General features: G+C 41.5%; 17 protein-coding genes. 7 read left to right on the plus strand and 10 right to left on the minus strand.

Annotated features, from left to right (window positions below; genetic code table 11):
• Positions 1-67: 67 nt before the first annotated feature.
• The gene (locus tag BV372_RS07490; RefSeq protein ID WP_086685436.1) at positions 68-1,066 is read right to left on the minus strand and encodes an SDR family oxidoreductase; all 999 of its coding nucleotides are present in this window, start codon (positions 1,064-1,066) and stop codon (positions 68-70) included.
• 190 nt (positions 1,067-1,256) lie between these two features.
• Complete coding sequence (locus tag BV372_RS07495) at positions 1,257-1,361, minus strand: PetM family cytochrome b6-f complex subunit 7 (protein ID WP_086685438.1); 105 nt, start codon at positions 1,359-1,361, stop codon at positions 1,257-1,259.
• A gap of 372 nt (positions 1,362-1,733) precedes the next feature.
• Here BV372_RS07495 and pdxA point away from each other — a divergent pair, with 372 nt between their 5' ends.
• The 3 genes from pdxA to BV372_RS07510 are packed head-to-tail and all read left to right on the plus strand — an operon-like array spanning position 1,734 to position 3,858.
• On the plus strand, positions 1,734-2,822 hold the full coding sequence (gene pdxA / locus BV372_RS07500) for a 4-hydroxythreonine-4-phosphate dehydrogenase PdxA (RefSeq protein ID WP_086685440.1): 1,089 nt from the start codon (positions 1,734-1,736) through the stop codon (positions 2,820-2,822).
• The gene (locus tag BV372_RS07505; RefSeq protein ID WP_086685442.1) at positions 2,822-3,325 is read left to right on the plus strand and encodes a DUF4365 domain-containing protein; all 504 of its coding nucleotides are present in this window, start codon (positions 2,822-2,824) and stop codon (positions 3,323-3,325) included. The genes pdxA and BV372_RS07505 overlap by 1 nt, the downstream gene beginning before the upstream one ends.
• A complete protein-coding gene (locus BV372_RS07510; RefSeq protein WP_086685443.1) occupies positions 3,322-3,858 on the plus strand; it encodes a hypothetical protein in 537 nt (178 codons plus the stop codon). Before BV372_RS07505 ends, BV372_RS07510 begins: the two co-directional genes overlap by 4 nt.
• Before the next feature lie 353 nt (positions 3,859-4,211).
• On the opposite strand, the gene BV372_RS07515 is transcribed toward BV372_RS07510, so the two are convergent.
• A complete protein-coding gene (locus tag BV372_RS07515; RefSeq protein WP_086685445.1) occupies positions 4,212-6,809 on the minus strand; it encodes a M1 family metallopeptidase in 2,598 nt (865 codons plus the stop codon).
• Positions 6,810-7,316: 507 nt separating this feature from the next.
• On the opposite strand from BV372_RS07515, the gene BV372_RS07520 reads away from it, so the two are divergent.
• Both BV372_RS07520 and BV372_RS07525 read left to right on the plus strand, forming a co-directional pair.
• The gene (locus BV372_RS07520; RefSeq protein ID WP_086685447.1) at positions 7,317-9,005 is read left to right on the plus strand and encodes a DUF3352 domain-containing protein; all 1,689 of its coding nucleotides are present in this window, start codon (positions 7,317-7,319) and stop codon (positions 9,003-9,005) included.
• A 128-nt stretch (positions 9,006-9,133) separates the two neighbouring features.
• Positions 9,134-9,793 (plus strand): Uma2 family endonuclease, encoded by a 660-nt coding sequence (locus tag BV372_RS07525; RefSeq protein WP_086685449.1) that lies wholly within the window; start codon positions 9,134-9,136, stop codon positions 9,791-9,793.
• A gap of 188 nt (positions 9,794-9,981) precedes the next feature.
• Here the strand turns inward: BV372_RS07525 and BV372_RS07530 are convergent, their stop codons facing one another.
• Entirely contained in the window at positions 9,982-10,716 is a 735-nt protein-coding gene (locus BV372_RS07530) for a hypothetical protein (protein WP_086685451.1), read from the minus strand.
• 148 nt (positions 10,717-10,864) lie between these two features.
• Between BV372_RS07530 and BV372_RS07535 the strand changes: the two genes are divergently transcribed.
• Positions 10,865-11,785 (plus strand): class I SAM-dependent methyltransferase, encoded by a 921-nt coding sequence (locus BV372_RS07535; RefSeq protein WP_086685453.1) that lies wholly within the window; start codon positions 10,865-10,867, stop codon positions 11,783-11,785.
• Complete coding sequence (locus tag BV372_RS07540; protein WP_086685455.1) at positions 11,778-12,728, plus strand: PrsW family glutamic-type intramembrane protease; 951 nt, start codon at positions 11,778-11,780, stop codon at positions 12,726-12,728. The genes BV372_RS07535 and BV372_RS07540 overlap by 8 nt, the downstream gene beginning before the upstream one ends.
• A gap of 75 nt (positions 12,729-12,803) precedes the next feature.
• On the opposite strand, the gene BV372_RS07545 is transcribed toward BV372_RS07540, so the two are convergent.
• The 6 genes from BV372_RS07545 to BV372_RS07570 all read right to left on the minus strand — a co-directional run bounded on the left by BV372_RS07545 (position 12,804) and on the right by BV372_RS07570 (position 18,611).
• The gene (locus BV372_RS07545; RefSeq protein WP_086685457.1) at positions 12,804-13,676 is read right to left on the minus strand and encodes a 6-carboxytetrahydropterin synthase; all 873 of its coding nucleotides are present in this window, start codon (positions 13,674-13,676) and stop codon (positions 12,804-12,806) included.
• A gap of 90 nt (positions 13,677-13,766) precedes the next feature.
• Positions 13,767-14,453, minus strand: a complete 687-nt coding sequence (locus tag BV372_RS07550) for a J domain-containing protein (RefSeq protein WP_086685459.1) — start codon at positions 14,451-14,453, stop codon at positions 13,767-13,769.
• Between the two features lie 16 nt (positions 14,454-14,469).
• Positions 14,470-15,432 carry a cysteine synthase A gene (cysK, locus tag BV372_RS07555; protein ID WP_086685461.1) on the minus strand — a complete coding sequence of 321 codons (963 nt, stop codon included), beginning with the start codon at positions 15,430-15,432 and terminating at the stop codon, positions 14,470-14,472.
• A 92-nt stretch (positions 15,433-15,524) separates the two neighbouring features.
• Entirely contained in the window at positions 15,525-15,962 is a 438-nt protein-coding gene (locus tag BV372_RS07560) for an Rrf2 family transcriptional regulator (protein ID WP_086685463.1), read from the minus strand.
• Positions 15,963-16,153: 191 nt separating this feature from the next.
• The gene (locus tag BV372_RS07565; protein ID WP_086685465.1) at positions 16,154-17,908 is read right to left on the minus strand and encodes an iron uptake porin; all 1,755 of its coding nucleotides are present in this window, start codon (positions 17,906-17,908) and stop codon (positions 16,154-16,156) included.
• Between the two features lie 421 nt (positions 17,909-18,329).
• On the minus strand, positions 18,330-18,611 hold the full coding sequence (locus tag BV372_RS07570) for a 4a-hydroxytetrahydrobiopterin dehydratase (RefSeq protein WP_086685467.1): 282 nt from the start codon (positions 18,609-18,611) through the stop codon (positions 18,330-18,332).
• Between the last annotated feature and the right edge of the window lie 119 nt (positions 18,612-18,730).

An 18,730-nucleotide genomic window follows, 5' to 3' on the forward strand; every position in this document is an offset into this window, starting at 1 on the left:
CATTTTTGACAACGTAGTCATGTGTTTAGAGTCAAAACTCCACAGTCTCATGACTATTGGCTCTTGATTATTGACTATTAATTTTTGAAGGTTGTTTAAAAGGTGTTTTTTTAGACTTCTGCTTTTTGGTTTTATTTTTCTCGTAGTCTAGCTCTTTAAGTTTTTTCATAATTCGGCTGAAGTACTCTTGCAGGTAGCTTTCTAGGGTGGTGGTTTGTTGTGGATCTAAGCCAAAGACTTGGTATACTCCATCCATCGAGGCATTTAGGGGTTTACCACTAGCGAGGACTTCTGTAAATGCCAATCTGTCTGCTACATTCCATCCCCATTGAAAGAACCGAAGAAAACCCCGCACAGTACGCAGTAAGTTTATCGGCATTCGTGTAACTCTGGCTTCTTTCCCAGATAAGCGTTCGCACACACTAATGATGTCCTCAGCACTCCAAGCACGAGTACCCACTACCGGGAAGGTTTGTTGTTCCGTTTCTGGTACACTCAACGTCCGAATCGCAAACTTAGCAATATCCAAAGTATCCATGTAGGCAACAGGAGAAGACTCACCAGTCACCCAAACCGGTTGGTTTTCCAAAATCGGAATTCCGTATTGACCAATTAACCCTTGCATAAAGCCAGCTAGGCGTAAGATGGTGTAATTCAAGCCAGATTCAGCTAGAAACAGTTCTGTACACCGCTTAATTTCCATCAAGGGTACTTCTGGGTACTTATCAGCTTCCAGTATTGAAAAGAAGATAAAACGTTCTACACCAGCAGCCTTCGCCGCTTGGATTAATGCTACCTTGCCATCCCAGTCCACCTGTTTGATACTCAGTGAATCTGTGGGGCGAGATGTTGCTGCATCAATAATTGCAGTTACACCTTCCAGCGCTCTGGGAAGGGTTTGCGGGTAACATAAATCTCCTGATACGAGTTCTGCACCCCACTCTTTAAGAAAAGCAGCTTTTTTGGTACTCCGGACAAGACAGCGTACCTTATACCCCTCATCGATAGCACGACGAGCCACTTGTCTTCCTAAGGTGCCAGTGGCACCGACGATTAATAATGTCATGAGGGTTGTAACAATTTTTAAATTTATATGAAAAGAATTTTAACAGAATAGCCAACTAAACAAAAGTTTACATTTATTTTCAGAATTAATCCAAGATTATTTGGAAAAAAGCGTTGTCCGAAAACCGGACAAGCTATTTCTTTAGAGAGACCAAAGCCTCTGGCTTCTGAAAATCAGTTCACCCAAAGATTTATTCTTCTGAACCCTGAATTTTCAGTAACAAAGCACCTATGGCCCAACCCACGAAGATTAAACCGAAGGACAACAGAGCTGCATTCAAAATTTCGCCGCCCATTGGTGTGATTCTCCTTAGCGAATGGTTTACTTGATAGTTATCGCCGTTAAACATGCTTGCATTTGATGCCTAACGGCGGATTCTAAAGGTCATCCTTTAGCTTGCCTGTTTTTTGGTCTGCTTAATTAGACTAGACTTTACTGCTCTAATCTCATTTTGCCAATCCAAAAACCCAGGTATTGTAGTTGTACGTTCACCAAGTGCCTGAGGCAGTTCAGGTAAACTAGGTCTACCAGGAGCTTCTTAACAGCTACTTTTGTATTAGACCAGTGTAAATAATTTTAAACCAGTTTAGTGGTCAAACCCTACTATTGCCAGATGGGTAGAGGGTTAGAGGGCTGAAAGCTGACAACAAAACTATGAATCAATTATATGTATCAAGTTAATCAAAATCAGATAGTAAATTCATCTTGCGAAAATAGCCCACGTTTGGCGCTGACATTAGGAGATCCGGCGGGAATTGGTCCAGAGGTGATTTTAAAAGCTTTGGCTGATCCAGATGTAAGTCAAAACTTTGATGTGACAGTGGTAGGAAATTTAGATTTATTAATACAAACTTACACAAAATTGACTTTCATCAATAATCAGACTCCCTTAGCAAATCCAGCAAAATTGTCAGTTATTGATGTGCCATTGCCTAGAAAAATTAAAGATGAAATGATCATCGGCATAGGTAATAAAGCTAGTGGTGCAGCTAGTTTTGCTTATATGGAATATGCGATCGCCCAAACACTAGCTGGTAAATTTGATGGCATTGTCACTGGTCCGATCGCTAAATCAGCTTGGAAAGCTGCGGGGTACAATTATCCAGGGCAAACGGAACTTTTAGCTGAAAAATCGGGTGTTGAGCGCTTTGGGATGTTATTTGTAGCGCGATCGCCTTACACTGGTTGGACACTCCGCACTTTGCTGGCGACTACACATATACCTTTACGTCAAGTAGCGGATACTCTAACACCGCAGTTGTTAACCAAGAAACTAGATTTGCTGGTGGAGTGTTTAGAGAAAGATCTTGGCATTAAGGAAGCGAGAATTGCGATCGCGGGTTTAAATCCCCACAGCGGCGAACAGGGACAACTAGGAAGCGAAGAAATAGATTGGTTAATTCCCTGGTTAGAACAAGAACGCCAAAAGCGCCCAAATTTACAGATAGAGGGACCAATACCACCGGATACGATGTGGGTTAAACCTGGTCAAGCTTGGTATGGCAATACTCACAGCCAGAACCCGGCTGATGGCTACTTGGCACTTTACCACGACCAAGGCTTAATACCTGTAAAGTTGATGGCTTTTGACCGTGCAGTTAATACCACGATAGGTCTACCTTTTGTGAGAACTTCGCCGGATCATGGGACAGCCTTTGATATTGCGGCTAAGGGAATTGCTGATGCTACGAGTATGAAAGCAGCAATTGAGTTAGCGGCGGAGTTGGTGAGTCAAAGGCTAAGTCAAACTAAATAATGAGCCTCAATACCCAAAAAGAAGATTTCAGTTATGCGTATGTATATGCCGTCTCCGCAACTGCTGGCTATTCTCTACAAGCAGCCACACGTAGATTAGATGACAGCGGCATCGACGCTACAATCACTGTACCAGGAAAAATTAACTCCAAGCGTCTGCCTAGATTTGACGTACAAATTAAATGTACATCCCAAGACGTTCTCAGAGAAACATCCATCAAATACCGACTAAGCACTAAAAATTATGATGAACTTCGTGAAGACGACCCTTTCGTGCCACAACTATTAATAGTCGTCTTGGTGCCAGAAGAGATAAGAGACTGGTTATCTCAAACCCAAGAATCCTTATGTCTTAAACGCTGCGGTTACTGGCTATCCTTGCGCGAACAACCACCGATTGATAACAAGACTTCCATCACCGTGGAGATTCCTCGTCAAAATATATTTAGCCCCGACGCACTCAAAATCATAATGGAACGCATCGCTGTAGGAGAATCCCTATGACAGCTATATTCCCGGATGTTGAAAAGTTCAAATATCTTGACCCGCTACAGGTAGAAGCCTACTTAGTCGCGCATGGTTGGCAGCAACAGCAATGTCAGGGTGATAAAGCTTCAATTTGGACTCTAGACGGTTTTGAAATTTTACTTCCTCTCAAACCAGAAATTATCGACTTTTCTCGTCGCATGGGCGAAGTCGTGGAAACTCTCGCTTTCGCAGAAACCAAATCGCAACTGGAAATTTTAGGTGAATTAATTACAAATGCACCCAACACCAGCATCCAAGCAGTCGTCACGCAAATCGCCACACCCAACGCCGATAAACTCAGCGGGGAAATCACTCTTCTTGGCATCGTTATTGAGAAACTGCGTCCCATTCATACTGAACTAGCTGATCGGGACTACATTCTCGCGCTTAAGGCTTATCAAGAACGCTTGCCTATTTACTGCACAGGTGACTTAATCAAGGAAAACGGTATATTCATTCTCAAAAATCCCCACCACTTTAGCTTGGATGATACTGGATACTATTCCTAGTAAAAAATATTTTGGCGAAGTTATTGAGTAAATATGAGGTAATTACTTGCAGTCAGTCTGGTAATAAGTTAATGAAACCCGTTCGCGGGATTGAAACTTACTGGCGGATGATGGAGGAACATCCATCGATGCGACTTTCAAATTAATGAAACCCGTTCGCGGGATTGAAACAAATTATCGGCTTCTCCCGTGGTCAGAAAATCATGCTGGCTTTTAAATTAATGAAACCTGTTCGCGGGATTGAAACTTTTAATTTAAAATTGGGTGAGTACAGATAATTTTAAGGGCACAACAATGTTGTGCCCCGTGTACTTTATTTAACTGAAAAATGCTCTATAATTATGCCTGCTCAACTATGATGCAGTAGTCTTAGATTTAGCCTCCAAATTTTCTAAGCGACTTCTCAATTCCTGATTTTGCTGCTTGAGTTGGTCGAGTTCCTCACGCAAAGTCCGCAGCGCATTGTCTGTGCCAATATTACTTTGGACTCGCGTAACTTCTTCATCAGCATAGCGGCGTACACGCCCATCTGGTGTTTGGTCAGCCAGCGATCGCAAAATTCCAATGGCTTTGGGTGTCTCCATTTGTCCTAATGCGATGACGACAGACACTTGGGTTAAAAAGAAGGTTTCTTTCGCTAGTTCTGCTAGTCTTTCTAAAATCCGTTCCAAGTTGACTGGATTTTGACCAACAGAAATTTTTCCTAAAGCGCGGATTGTCGCGAGGCGTAAAGCTTGGGGTACACCGGGTTTGGTGTATTCCAGCAATAAGTTTAAAGCTGCTTCTGAGGTTTTGAGTTCCGCTAAACCTGCGATCGCACCACTGCGAACTACTTCATTCCAGCCTTGTCTTTCTTCTAAAACAGATTTCAGGAGTTTGAGTACTTTTTCTTCTCTGGGTTTTTCGTCTAAGTTAGCAGCCGAAATTGCCCCAATTGCACGACAAGCGGCTGATTCTACATAGTAGCTGGGGTCGCCATCTTGGACTAATCCTTTCACAGCCTTATAGCTTTCGGTGGTTTTAATGTTAGCAAGTGCATCTACGACAGCACGACGCACATAAGGACTTTTATCTTGCAAACCAATGACTAACCCATCAAAAGCTTGATCCAATTTTACTTCGGCTAGTTGTTTAGCGACTTCGACACGCACACCCCAAAATGGATCATTTATTAAGGACGTAGATAAGGCTTTTATTGCTTCTAAACCACCTTTTTTCGCTAAAGCCTCAGCTGCATAAATGCGAGAAAGAGGATCGGGGTCAAATTCTAACTGTGCTTTTAATTCGGGAATTGGGTATTCCAGAGTTACAGTTTTGAGATAATTATTTCCGACATCAAAGCTAATAAATTGTGGCTTGGTTTCTAGGGGAAAATAGAAACTTTGTTCTCGTTCATTTACCCTGACCGTAAAAGTTTTGATTTGTGGAGATTCTCCTGTTTGGGCATAACCAAAGCCAATAGGAATTCTTAAGTCAAATAACTCTTTACTCTCATTATTTTGTGCTTGGGTTTGAGTTACTGTGACTTTCGCTAAATTTGCATCTCCATCCCAAGAGTAAGCGACTTTAAAATCAGGATGACCACCACGATAAACGTATTGGTCGAAAAGGAAGGTGAGATTTCGTCCAGTTGCTTTTTCAATTGCCCGTAATAAATCTACTGTTTCTACAGTTTTGTGGGCATTATCTTGAACAAATGTGTGAATTGCTTGCCAAAACAATTCTTCTCCTAATTCCGCCCGCATCATGTGATATACACAAGATCCTTTTTCGTAAATGTGGCGATCGTAAAGTTCAATTGCTTCTCGATAAACGTGAGTTACCATTGGACGGCGATAACGTCCGCTATCTTCACTAAAGTAACTCCGCGCTTCTAATAGTCGATAGTATGCTGCTTCTTGGCTACTATATTCATGTTCTGTCCACATGACCTCAGAATAAGAAGCCATTCCTTCTTTAATCCAAGCATGAGACCAATGTTTAATCACCACCAAATCGCCGAACCATTGGTGTGCTAGTTCGTGAACGACTAAACTTTCGGTGTTGCGATTATCTAAAGCAGCGCGTTCATCTATTAAACAGCGATCGGTTAACAGCGTTGTAGAGGTGTTTTCCATGCCGCCGAAAATGAAGTCATCAACGCAAACCTGGGCGTATTTAGGATAAGCATAGGAATAACCATACTTTTCACTTAAAAACTCGATCATGCGGGGAGTTTTGCCCATGCTGCGTTTAGCATCTGCTTCTCTACCTTTTTCTACATAATAGGTAACAGGTAACCCAAGCCATTCATCGCGAATTTCGGCAAAGTCGCCGATCGCCAATGTCATTAAATAGGTAGGATGAATTTCTTGCTGTGACCAATGATAGATTTTATCTTTACCATCTTCCTGGGTATCAATCAGTTCGCCGTTGGAAATCGCCACCAGGGGTTTAGGAACACGAACCCGAATTTCGGAAGTAGAAAGTTGTCCGGGATAGTCGAAGCAAGGAAACCAGAAGCGCGAGTCTTCGTCTTCTCCTTGTGTCCAGACTTGGGTAGGCTTGTTGGGGTAGTGCTTGTCTGGTTGAATGAAATAGATACCGCGTTGGGGTTTTTCTACAGAGTAGGCGATCGCAATCAATAACCGCTTACCTACCTGAGTTGGACTAGAAAGTTTAATAACTAGCTGTTCGCCATCATAGTCAAACTTTTGCTCTACTTCATCCACCTGCACAGATTTAATATTCAGGTTGACGGCATCCAAAGTCAAACTGTCAATGCCAGTACGGATTGGTGACAGGCGAATATTACAACTGCCAGAGTAACTTTGGTTAGGAATATCTAAGCTGAGATCTAAAAAAATATGTTCTACCTGTCCGGGGCGATCGGGGTTGTAATGTGGTTTTGCCCCTGGTAACTCAAAAGATCTGTGACCGTTATTTTCTGTATCAAAATAAAAATGAGACATTGATGCTTACTAACCTTATGTCTTGATAATTCTGGCTGGATGTATTGAAGAAAAATTGCGCGATCGGGCATCTTGCCCAAATCAACTCAGCAGTTTAGAAGAATTACCTTCTGGGGTTTGAGAATTAAAATCAATCTTCCCCATCACTCTGCTGCATTTGCTTCCCCTGATGTAAGCTGATATCCTGCACTCTGTTGCTATCGAATCAAGAGTCTGTTCTCGATCAATGCCACTTGAGTACAAATACTCCCAAGTATTTTTATAGCTTAGGATAGTCTGCTAAATAGTAGCGGCCTATTTTTTAAGTTAAACAACACACTATTTACGGATTTACTGCTCACTCTGTTGTAGTAATTCTAGGAGTAGTTTATAACCATTGGTGTATAGCAATACTAGTTTTATCAGTGATTACCGATAAATTAGTAAAACTTATAAATAATTCTGAAAACTCTACAATGACGTTATTACCCGCCTCGACAACAATTGGCGGAAAAGAGGATAACCACAATGCCTGAAAGTAAATCAAAGTTTTTAATTCCTACTATTGGCGCGGCTGTAGTCCTGACAGGAGGTATAGCTGCCTATATGTATTTTAAAGGAGGTCCGGCTGGAGATGGTGCAGGTGCTCTAGGCAGCGCTAAAGTGGTACCTTCTTCAGCATTAATGGCAACTTACATTACCACTGACCCACAAGCATGGGCGAAGTTGCAGCAGTTTGGCACTCCAGAAGCACAACAGCTAGTTGCCAAAGGTTTGGAGTCATTCAATAAAGACATGTTGAAAGATAGCAACATTTCTTATGAAAAAGATATAAAACCTTGGGCTGGCGATGTAATGGTTGCTGTGCTGCCACCAACTGCGGTTAAACCTGCACAATTTAATACACCTGCTACACCTAATAAACCGCTCAAGTTACAGTCGGAACCGAATATTTTATTGGTAATAGGAATTAAAGACAAAATTGCTGCTTTAAATTTTGGTAACAAATTAAAGGCACAAAAAGGTGTGAAATTCCAGGAATCTGATTACAAAGGCGAAAAGATTACAGAAACCACAGATAAAGGCAAACCGACCTATAGCGTAGTTTTAAATAATAGCCAATTAATATTAGCTCCTGAAAAGCAAGCTGTAGAACAGGCAATTGACACCTTTAAAGGGCAGCCTTCCTTTGCCAGTAAAGAAGGTGCAAGCAATATACTCTCTAGAGGCGTGGATGTCAAAAATACCCTAGCTCAAATTTATATACCTGACTATGCGGGTATGGTAAAGCAGTTAGCAGCCGCTAATCCTCAAGGAACGCAGTTACCCCCCCAAACCCTCAAGCAGTTGCAGCAAGTGAAATCTATGGTAGCGGGTGTAAGTGTTGATGATGCAGGTTTGCGGGTAAAAGCGATCGCTAATTTAGATCCGCAACTGAACAAATTCCAGTATCAAAATACTCCTGCCAAGATAGTTGGGCAGTTTCCCACTGACACCTTTGCTTTGGTTAGTGGACAAGGTATCAGCCGTGCTTGGTCATCTGTGCTAGAACAGTCAAAAGATTACCCAGAATTTAACCAAGCAGTAGCACAGGTTCGCCAACAACTAAAATCAGTCGTCAATTTAGATTTGGATAAAGACATTATTGGTTGGATGGATGGAGAATTTGCTTTGGGGATGATTCCATCTAATCAAGGTATATTAGCCAGTGTTGGTTTTGGGGGAGCTTTATTATTTGACACCAACGATCGCAAAACTGCGGAAAGCACTTTGAGTAAATTGGATGATCTGATCAAAAAGCAATCGGTCAAAGTTGCCCAAAGAAATGTCGGCGGGAAAGATATAACTGAATGGCAAGTCCCTCAGCAAGGCGCATTACTATCTCATGGCTGGTTAGATCGAGATACTTTATTTGTAGCTATTGGTGAACCCGTTGCTCAAGCGATCGCGTCAAATAAGAGCCAATCTCTCGACAATAGCGACACCTTTAAAGCCGTTACTGGTTCTTTGCAAAAACCTAATGGCGGCTACTTCTACGTGGATATGGACAAAACAATGACTTTGGTTAATCGTTTTGCCGTGGCTCAACCTGTACCGCCAGAAGCCAGCGCTATTCTAAGTTCTATTCGGGGTTTGGGTGTGACTGCTACCAGTCCTGACAAATCTACCAGTCAAGTGGAAATGTTGTTAGCTCTCAAACCGAAAACTGCAAAGTAGAGGAATTGGGAATAGAAAATGGGGAATATAACTGATAGTTTATTCCCCATTAACGCATCAACTGGCAGGAAGCGATCGCTCCACCATGACAGCGTTAAAATAAACCCATAAATCGCAATGTCATAGCCATGTCCCTCGCCAAAGAATTAGACCCTGACCAAGGCATCCAAGAAGATGTTATTCTTCCTCCAGGTGACTTATACAGCGATGAGCCTCCCTTGGAAACTGAACTGCATCTAGAGCAAATAATGCTCTTACTTAAATGTCTAAAATGGTTGTGGCGAGACAGAACTGATTTCTATGCTGCGGGGAATCTTACTATTTATTACAGCCTGAACAAACTCAAAATAGAAAGCTTCCGGGGACCAGATTTTTTTGTTGTGCTAGACACAGAACGCAAAACCCGCAAAAGTTGGATCGTTTGGGAAGAAGATGGCAGATATCCTAACTTAATTCTCGAAATTCTTTCCGAATCAACAGCTAATACAGACAAAGATTTAAAGAAAAAAATTTATCAAGATACCTTTCGCACCCCTGATTATTTTTGGTTTGATCCCTACACATTAGAATTTGCCGGGTTTCACTTAGTTGATGGTCAATACCAACCTCTAGAACCAAATACCCAAGGACATCTTTGGAGTCAGCAGCTTGGTTTATATTTAGGAATTCATCAGGGACTCTTACGATTTTTTACAACAACCGGAAAGCTAGTACCAACCCCAGAAGAAACAGCAGAGAAATTAGCGGCTAAATTGCGAGAATTAAATATAGATCCAGATACAATTTAGAATTCAAATTGGAAGTCCCTAATTTCGGGAGCATCCCAATTTTTCAAAAATAAAAGAAGATAAATTATTCGTGATATTTACTCGTTGCGAATAATCTGTTGACTCAAACTTTTTGTTTTGGGTTAACCAACGCTCAGAAATCGCCACTAGTGCGACCTTACTTCATTTATGTAATTATTGTTAGGTATTTAATTTGGAATCAACTGGTTAGAAGTATGATAAAAAATATTTTTTAATCTATATACTTCATAAATTGAAATTCCCACTTTCTGATCAATAAAATAATCGTGTTCTTGACAAGATTCATTAATTAATTTAATAGCAGTAATATTTAAAACATTTAAATCTCTATCTCGAATAACGCCTTGATTATGTTCTAATAAATTTCTAACAGTAATAGCAACTTTTATTAGTAGCCTTAGATTTTCATCTATTTTTTGTCCGAGATATTCTTCAACCTTATCTATCTTATCTACACCAGGACTATTATCAAAATTTCTTCTTATAATTCTTAGATTTTCATCTATAGTTTTAATAGGAGATATTTTTTCATGGATTTTAGGGTATTTACTACTATCTATAAAACTTACTTTTACAAGTTGTTCAATTATTTGATTAAGAAAATCATACCATAACTGAATTATTCGCCCATAAAATAATTCTGTAATAACTTCTTTATGGGTTAAATAAATAGCAAACATTTCTGAATATTGTAGTTTACTAATCTCAGCTAAACTCTCTCCTAAACTAGTTGAAATTGGGACAGCAAAACTATAAAACGAATTATGTGTATTGATTTCATCCTGTACTATATCAATACCAAGTGAATTTATTGCTACAAAACTATGTGCTTTATTAAACCATTCTCTTAAATCAAATTGAAATTTATTACGTATATTTTGTAATTCTGCCAAACCACACATATAAAAACTTAAACTTTACAACACCCCACCATAATACTCTCTGGTCTCCCTCATTTTCTCCAATCCCTAATCTCCAATCCCCAGCCCCTAGACCGACTGTCAGCAAATATGTCATAAGTAAAAAAGGCTGTTGAGCGCAAATTGATCTATGACTGCTGCTGTAAATAATGCTCCTGGTTTAGCTTCCCGCTTGGTAAATGGCGTACTGGCAATCAAGCCTTTAGCCAACCTAGCCAAGCATCGCGCCAGACAGATGATGATTAAACGTGCCGAAAAAATGGGCGTACCTTGGACGAAAGAAGTAGAAAAACTGCAAGCACGTGATTGGACAAACGAGTTAGCTAGAGTAAAAAATCCTCAGCTTTCCTACCCAGACTACTACCTCACCTCATTCCATGCCTACGAAACCGGAAATATGAGTTGGCAAGCTGCTTTTGAGGTGGAACCTGCGGCTTATGCTGTTCACGCTAAGATTTGGCAGGGTGCTGAAGCGCAAGGTGATGTAAAGTTGCGCCAGAGTTACCACGACATCTTGAAAAACCAAATTCCTCAGGAACCGCAAGACATTTTAGACTTGGGATGCAGTGTCGGCATGAGTACCTTTGCTTTACAAGCACTTTATCCCCAAGCCAAAATCACTGGATTAGATCTATCTCCCTACTTCTTAGCTGTTGCCGAGTATCGCTCACAGCAACGTAGCTCACAAATCAACTGGGTTCATGCCCCAGCTGAAACTACAGGATTACCAGATGCAACATTTGATTTAGTTTCGATTTTTCTGGTTTGCCATGAATTACCCCAGTCGCCAACCAAGCAGATTTTTGCAGAGGCGCGGCGTTTGTTGCGTCCAGGCGGTTACTTGGGGATTATGGATATGAATCCCAAATCAGAAGCATTTGCGAAAATGCCACCTTATATTTTGACACTGCTCAAAAGTACTGAACCTTATCTAGATGAATACTTCAACTTAGATATTGAACAAGCCCTAGTTGAGGCGGGTTTCCAAACTCCCATAATCAGCAGTAATAGCCCTCGTCACCGCACTGTAATTGCTCAGGTGCGTGGCTGATTTGTTTTTGCTGCTGTGGGCAGTCATACCACCACTACTGCTACTTTTTTATTACTATTACCGTGTCCTCACTGCCCCACCAGTTTTAAAGTTACTGCTGTTATTTATATTTGGGGCAATATCTGGTTTTGTCGCCCTTAGCTTAGAAATAGTTTTTGAAACTATAGCCAACTGGGTTGTCAATTGGCAGTATATAAGGTACTCGCTTCCTGGTATTGCCCTACGGCAACTAATAGAAATAGGGCCTATTGAAGAAGGTTGTAAGTTGGTAACAGTGCTCATCCCAACCTATTATCTACAACGCAGGTATCAATTACGCCCTAGCACTGTTTTCCTATTTACCATAGCTGTTGCTTTGGGATTCACCGCCCAAGAAAACTGGATTTACCTTTTCTACAACACAGCATCAATTCTTGATCGTAGTATTGGAACCCCAGTCCATGCCATGTTCTCCGCTCCTTGGGGCTATGCCTTGGGCATTAAATTAAATCACAATAGAAATTTTCTTTTTAGTGCTTGGCTAAATTCTGTTATCTGTCATGCCCTAGTAAATGTCTTATCTAGCGCGTGGGGTTATCCATTACCATTGGGTGTTCTCAGCTATGGCTTATTTCCATTGCTGTTGTGGATGTTTTGGCGGATGGAACAATTACTGCGAAGAGTGGAAAGTAAACCCCCCATTACCTTAATCTCTGGCAATACACCTCAGCATCGTTACTGGCAAAGAGGTTTAGTGTTGTTTGCCCTGATGTTAGGTGGAAATGCAATTTTTGGGTTGTTTCTCTTGTCCAGAAAGCTTAGCCCCTTGCGGTTGTCGCAACTTTTTTACCCAAATGTTTTGTGGTTTATATTGAGTAGAAGTTTACTCAATATAAATTTTGCAGTTATTGCATGGCTAATTTATCGTTATTTGCGACGTTCAGCCCAACGACGATATTTTTAAAAGAGCTTGCAGTAGCAAATTTTGCGATTGGTAATAAGTAATAAATTTATTACCAATTACCAAATCCTCGATTACTTAAACTCGCGCTAATATTGGCTGGCTTGCTGTTGCACTAACTGAATTTGATTCAGAATCAGCACAGTAAATTTCGCAAGAGTTATTCGGGCTTTCAATCAGTTTAACCTTGTAAAGCTTGGCTCCCAATTTTTGGACGGGCGATCGCAGTAAATTACTAATGTAAAGTGCGATATTCTCAGCTGTAGGCACGACTTCAGCAAAATAGGGAATATCTTTATTTAAAAAAGTGTGATCGAATGGTTCTACCACATAATCTTCTATTACCTGATTCAACGCTCCTAAATCCACAATCATGCCAGTGCGTTGGTCAATTTCCCCTTTGACTGTAATTTCTAGATGATAGTTGTGTCCGTGTCCGTGGGTACGAGCACACTTACCGTAAATCTCCGCATTTTCTTCGTTACTGAGATTGGGATGAGCCAGCCGATGGGCGGCGCTAAAGTGAGTGCTGGTGGTGAGGTAAGCTTCCATTCCGTTTCCCATATAATCTGCCCAAAGTTCAGGATGTTCAAACAACTGCACGCGCACTAGAGGTAAGTGAGGTGCTAACCGCTGCCAGATAACTTGTGCAATATTCTCAGTAGTGGGCAGAGTTTGTTGAAATTCTGCCCACACATCGTTGAGGTAAGAAAAGTCCAGTTGGCTGGTAACTTCGCGCTTGATTACGTGTTTCACATCAGACAAGTTCAAAACCATGCCATATTCATCTAATTCCCCAATTAGAGAAATAAATAAGACATAGTTATGCCCGTGCCCAGGAAATTTAGAGCAAGCACCAAACTGCTGAATGTTTTCAGCTTCACTCAATTCTGGCAACCAATAGCGATGACTTGCCGAAAACTGAGCACGTCGATTAACAATGCATTGCATGAGTACACTGGGAGCAAAATTTAAAATTTCTTAATCTTTTACTATTTCCAGCATAAACTAATTTTCGTGTCAGTTGTTTTTTACTCTTGACTATTTCACAGATGCTTGCGCTTCGTAGTGTAATCTTGTGGCAATGCGGAAGAGTTCTTGACCTGTGTGTAAATAATGCTCATCGTAGTTTAAAGGGAAATAAGCTAACTCTTCCAATCCATCTGCTACTTGATTGAGGCTGTAGTAAAGATGAGCAGCTGTTCTGGCTAGACTGGGCGGATTTGGGAGGGAACGAAAAGCTGTTTGCGCCTGCTTGAGGTCATCTTTACAGGTAATTAGATAATCTTGAAATTCCTCTAACAATTCATCATCAAAAGGATCGGCGGCTAGTGTTTCAATTTGCTCTTCTAGAGAATTGAGAATGCGGCCCAATAAGCGATTCACTGGTTGATAAACGAGGCGCAGCCATTCCTCAACTAGTTCATCAGCATCTTTTCCTGTTTTTCTTGTTGCTTGGTAATGTCTTTGAGCAGATGCTGTACGCTGTTGTCGGCTATTTAATTTCTGAGAAGCATTCTTTAATTGTTGGTCGTAATTTAAGCGAGTTTGAGAGTCGCCTAAAACTTCATAAGCTGCATTGATCCTAATAATATGCTCTTTATCTGCTGTTTCCTGATTACTGTCAGGATGAAATAATTTAACCTGGCGGCGATAAGCTTGCTTAATCTCCGCTTGGCTGGCATTGGGATTAACTTTTAGAATTTCGTAGTGGTTATGATCGACCATTAATCCAAATTTATAGCTAGCTAATGCTAGCTGCTACTCTGTCTTCCAGGTCTTGAAACAATGGCGTAGTTAAATACCTTTCTCCAAAACTTGGCTGAATGACTACAATTAAATGTCCTTCGTTTTCTGGACGTTGGGCAACACGAATGGCGGCACATAAAGCTGCGCCACTAGAAATACCAGATAGTAGCCCTTCTTCTCTGGCTAAACGCCTACCATAGGCGATCGCTTCTTCATCTGTGACTGTAATCACTTCATCAATCAATTCTAGCTTCAGCACTTGGGGAATAAAACCAGCACCAATTCCCTGAATTTTGTGTGCTCCCGGTCTTCCTCCAGATAATACTGGGCTATTACTTGGTTCAACAGCGATCGCTTGAAAGCTCGGCTTACGTATTTTGATTACTTCTGCTACACCAGTAATCGTACCACCTGTTCCGACCCCTGCCACAATCATATCTACCTGACCATCGGTATCTTCCCAGATTTCCTCGGCGGTAGTTTCTTGATGTATTTTAGCATTTGCTGGATTGCGAAACTGCTGCAACATATAGGCATGAGGCGTCTTGTTCGCTATCTCCTGTGCCCGCCGAATTGCCCCACTCATGCCTTCAATTCCTGGTGTTAGTTCTAGTTCAGCTCCATAAGCCCGTAACATTGCCCGTCGTTCTCCACTCATAGTTTCGGGCATTGTCAAAATTAAACGATAACCTTTAGCTGCTGCCGCCATTGCTAGAGCGATTCCTGTATTGCCAGAAGTCGGTTCCACCAATACTGTTTTTTGAGGAGTAATCAGCCCCTCCTTCTCGGCAGCACTAATCATACTTACCCCTATGCGATCTTTAACTGATGCAGATGGGTTCATGCTTTCCAATTTCACTACAATCTGAGCCAAACACCCTTCTGCTTGGGGAATGCGGTTCAGTTTTACTAAAGGTGTACGTCCCACGAGTTCTGTAATGTTATTAGCAATCCGCATAATTATTCCTTAGTTATTTAGTTATTAGTTAGTAGCCAATAGACAGTAGTTATAAGCCATTAGGCAACTGACAAAGGACAAATGACTATTGACTAAATGTAGTACATGATATCCAACTGTCGCCGGGAATCTCTCTTTTCACAAAGATCCTGAAGCGAATAATTTTGGAACACTGAGTTAGCTGCCTGACAAGCTTCTTGCCAGATTTCTTCTATAACACCACTATCTACAGTTCTATGATTAATGTTTGTTTGACCAGTCCGTACATCTAACCCTTCTAAACACTCCAAAATCTCGAAGAGAGTAATTCTCTTGGGTTCTCGCGCCAAGAGATAGCCACCTTTAGAGCCTCTTTGGCTCTTAATTATACCGCCACGCCTTAAGGTTGCTAGCAGCTGTTCTAAATAGCGATCGGGTATGTTTTGTTGTGCTGCAATTTGCCTAATTTGCATTGGTTCACCGCTTTGATAATTAGTTGCCATCTCTAATAAGGCCAGAATTCCGTATTCAGACTTACACGATATTTCCACAGGTAGCAATCAAGAATGAAGAATAAAGCATGAAGGATCAATATGATTCATGCTTCTTCTAGTATACTCCGGTTCTCCACTGGGGTTTATGTGTCACCGCCAGCAAAAACAAAAACCCCGCCTGATAGCGGGGAGTAGTAGAGTTCAAATTTTTATGTACACTTATCCAAACTTGAGCATTACTCTAGGTTCTAGAAGGTAAATGTTGTTCTGAGTGTACCGATGAATGCATTTTCTTCAGCGTCGTTTTGACCAGGAGCTCTCAGCCAAATTACACCAGGGGTAACGGAGATATTATCCGATACACGATATTTGTAGAAGCCTTCAACATGGATTGGCGCATTACCACCAACACCAGCTACGCCTGGAACTATCCGTCCCCTTGCATAGGGTTCAGCACCGCCGAAAATACCTAATACGTTACCTTTCTTACCAAAGTCAGGTAAGGCGATACCACCACCGTAACTCCAGGCTTCATAGTCATTTCCAGCACCGACTTGGTTGACATCATGGTAAGTAACGAAGCCACTAATCGACAATTTGTCGCTTGGTCTGAAAGCAGCAGAAATACCGTAGGAATTACTGTTCGCTGCGGCTGTTAGTAGGTTTGCTTGACGAGTACCGACGACACCGCCAATTGGTGAATCACCATTAGTACCAGTGATACCAGAATCAAATAAGGAACTACCTGTGCCATTATATGCGTGGACGTAGGTAGCAGCCAATGCCAAGCGATCGCCAACAGCAAAGTTCAATTGGCCTAGAGCAGAATAGTTACCATTGAACAAGCCTGAACCTGCTCCAGGATTATTCGCTTCTGAACTCAAGTAACCTAAAGTGATGGAACTGGGTTTGAAAATACTGCCACCGCTACTAAAAGGTATGTTCAGCGCTATACCAGCGCCGCCACCAATCCGATAGATAGGACTTTCAGAGGCAAAGGTAGACAACGCACCGTTACCACCGTCATCCCCATCGTGGAAATAAGGATTGTTGACAGCAGCATATTGATGGTGACGTCCACCGGAAGCTGCAAGATAAACTTGAGCTGGTCCGATGGGAGCTTCATAGGTTAATCTGTCAATTCTGACACTGTTGTTACCAGTGCTACCAACTTGATATGTTTGTGTACCTTCTCTGGTATCTACAGGCAAGTTATTTTGGTCTCTGAGATCAAAAGCAGAGGCGTTACCAGCAGCCAGACGAGTTGTCAACTTGTCTCTACCAGTGAAGCTGGTTTCCAAACCTAGACGTACTCTGTCTTGGAAGACGGTATTGTTGACATCACCAGTATTACCACCAAAAGCATCGCTAACGGCGAAAATCGCTTCACCAACCAGTTTGGTGGTAGTAGAGAACTGATTAGCTTCCAATTCAGCAGTACGCGCTTCTAAGGAATCAACACGACCGCGTAAAGTTGCCAGTTCTGCAGAAAATTCTTCTTGCAACCGCTGCAAAGTTGCCAAATCTTGTTTGGTCACCAAGTCAGCTGTAGCTGTGGCAATCAATTCGTTAACCCGATCCAAACAAGCATTTAAACCAGCGGCAAATTCGTAACGGGTTAAAGCACGGTTACCGCGATAGGTACCATTTGGATAACCTGCGATACAACCATAGCGCTCAACCAATGACTGTAATGCTTGGAAAGCCCAGTCAGTTGGTTGAACATCGGAAAATTGCGAAACCGATGTTACTTGAGCCTGAGAGTTATTCCCCTCTTTGCTGTACCGGGTAACTTGCTCTAAAACCTTAGCGTCATCACTGGTAGGTGCTGCTTGAGCTATGATTTCTGCTGGCTTTTGAGCCACTTCAGCAGCAGCTTGTTTATCTGCTGGTGATACTTCTGTTGTGGTATTTGGAGCTGCCATTGCTGTTGTCGAAACTAACAGCGTTGCTCCTAAAACTGCTGGACTAATAACCAGGGATTTCCACAAAATATTAGACATCTTTTCTTTTCTCCTCACACCTTGTATAGATAATTGTGTTCGTTGCACCTAATTCTCAAATATGCGACATCTTGTTGGGACTTCTGGATGAGGCATAGTTGCCACTACTACAATTTTAGTTTTTGCCAAGCTAATAACTGATTAACTGGATGTTAAAAATCGATGTAATTAACTTATGCAAAAACACATCTCCATAGCATATCATTATAAAACATTTCAAGCACATGGCAACATAGGAGCGATCGGCTCAACAACTGTCACATCACTAACCTAATATATTTAAGCTCAGAGTAGGGCTAGAGAAATCACTAAATCCCTCTTTACCTAAGTAATCAGTATGAATTGCGTACATTATGCATAAAAATTATTTATTGTCTTCTGCCTGCTGTATTTTTTACAGTCAGCTTTTCCAGAGAAATTACTAATTAATTTGAGAAATTACTGCTGCTAGATCAAAGTCTTTCTGAGTTAAACCACCAGCATCGTGTGTGGTTAATTGAATTTTAACTTTGTTATAAGAAATCTCTATATCAGGGTGATGTCCTGCGGACTCAGCTGGTTTCACCAGTTTATTCACAAACTCAACTGCCTGGATAAAATCTTTAAAGGTGCGCGTAGTCTTTAAAGTAGAGCCTTCCACCGTCCAGCCCGAAAGCACACTTACCCGTTGTTGAATTTCCGCCTCAGTGAGTAGCTGCGCCATATTCAAAAACACCTTTAAATTGTAATATTTACTACACTTACTTAAGTTAACGTCAGTTGGGGTTAAGGAGGTTTATTAAACGTTAAATGCCTGAAACAGCGCAAGCACGTTGACAGATC

The organism is Nostoc sp. T09, from assembly GCF_002154695.1.
GTDB lineage: Bacteria > Cyanobacteriota > Cyanobacteriia > Cyanobacteriales > Nostocaceae > Aulosira.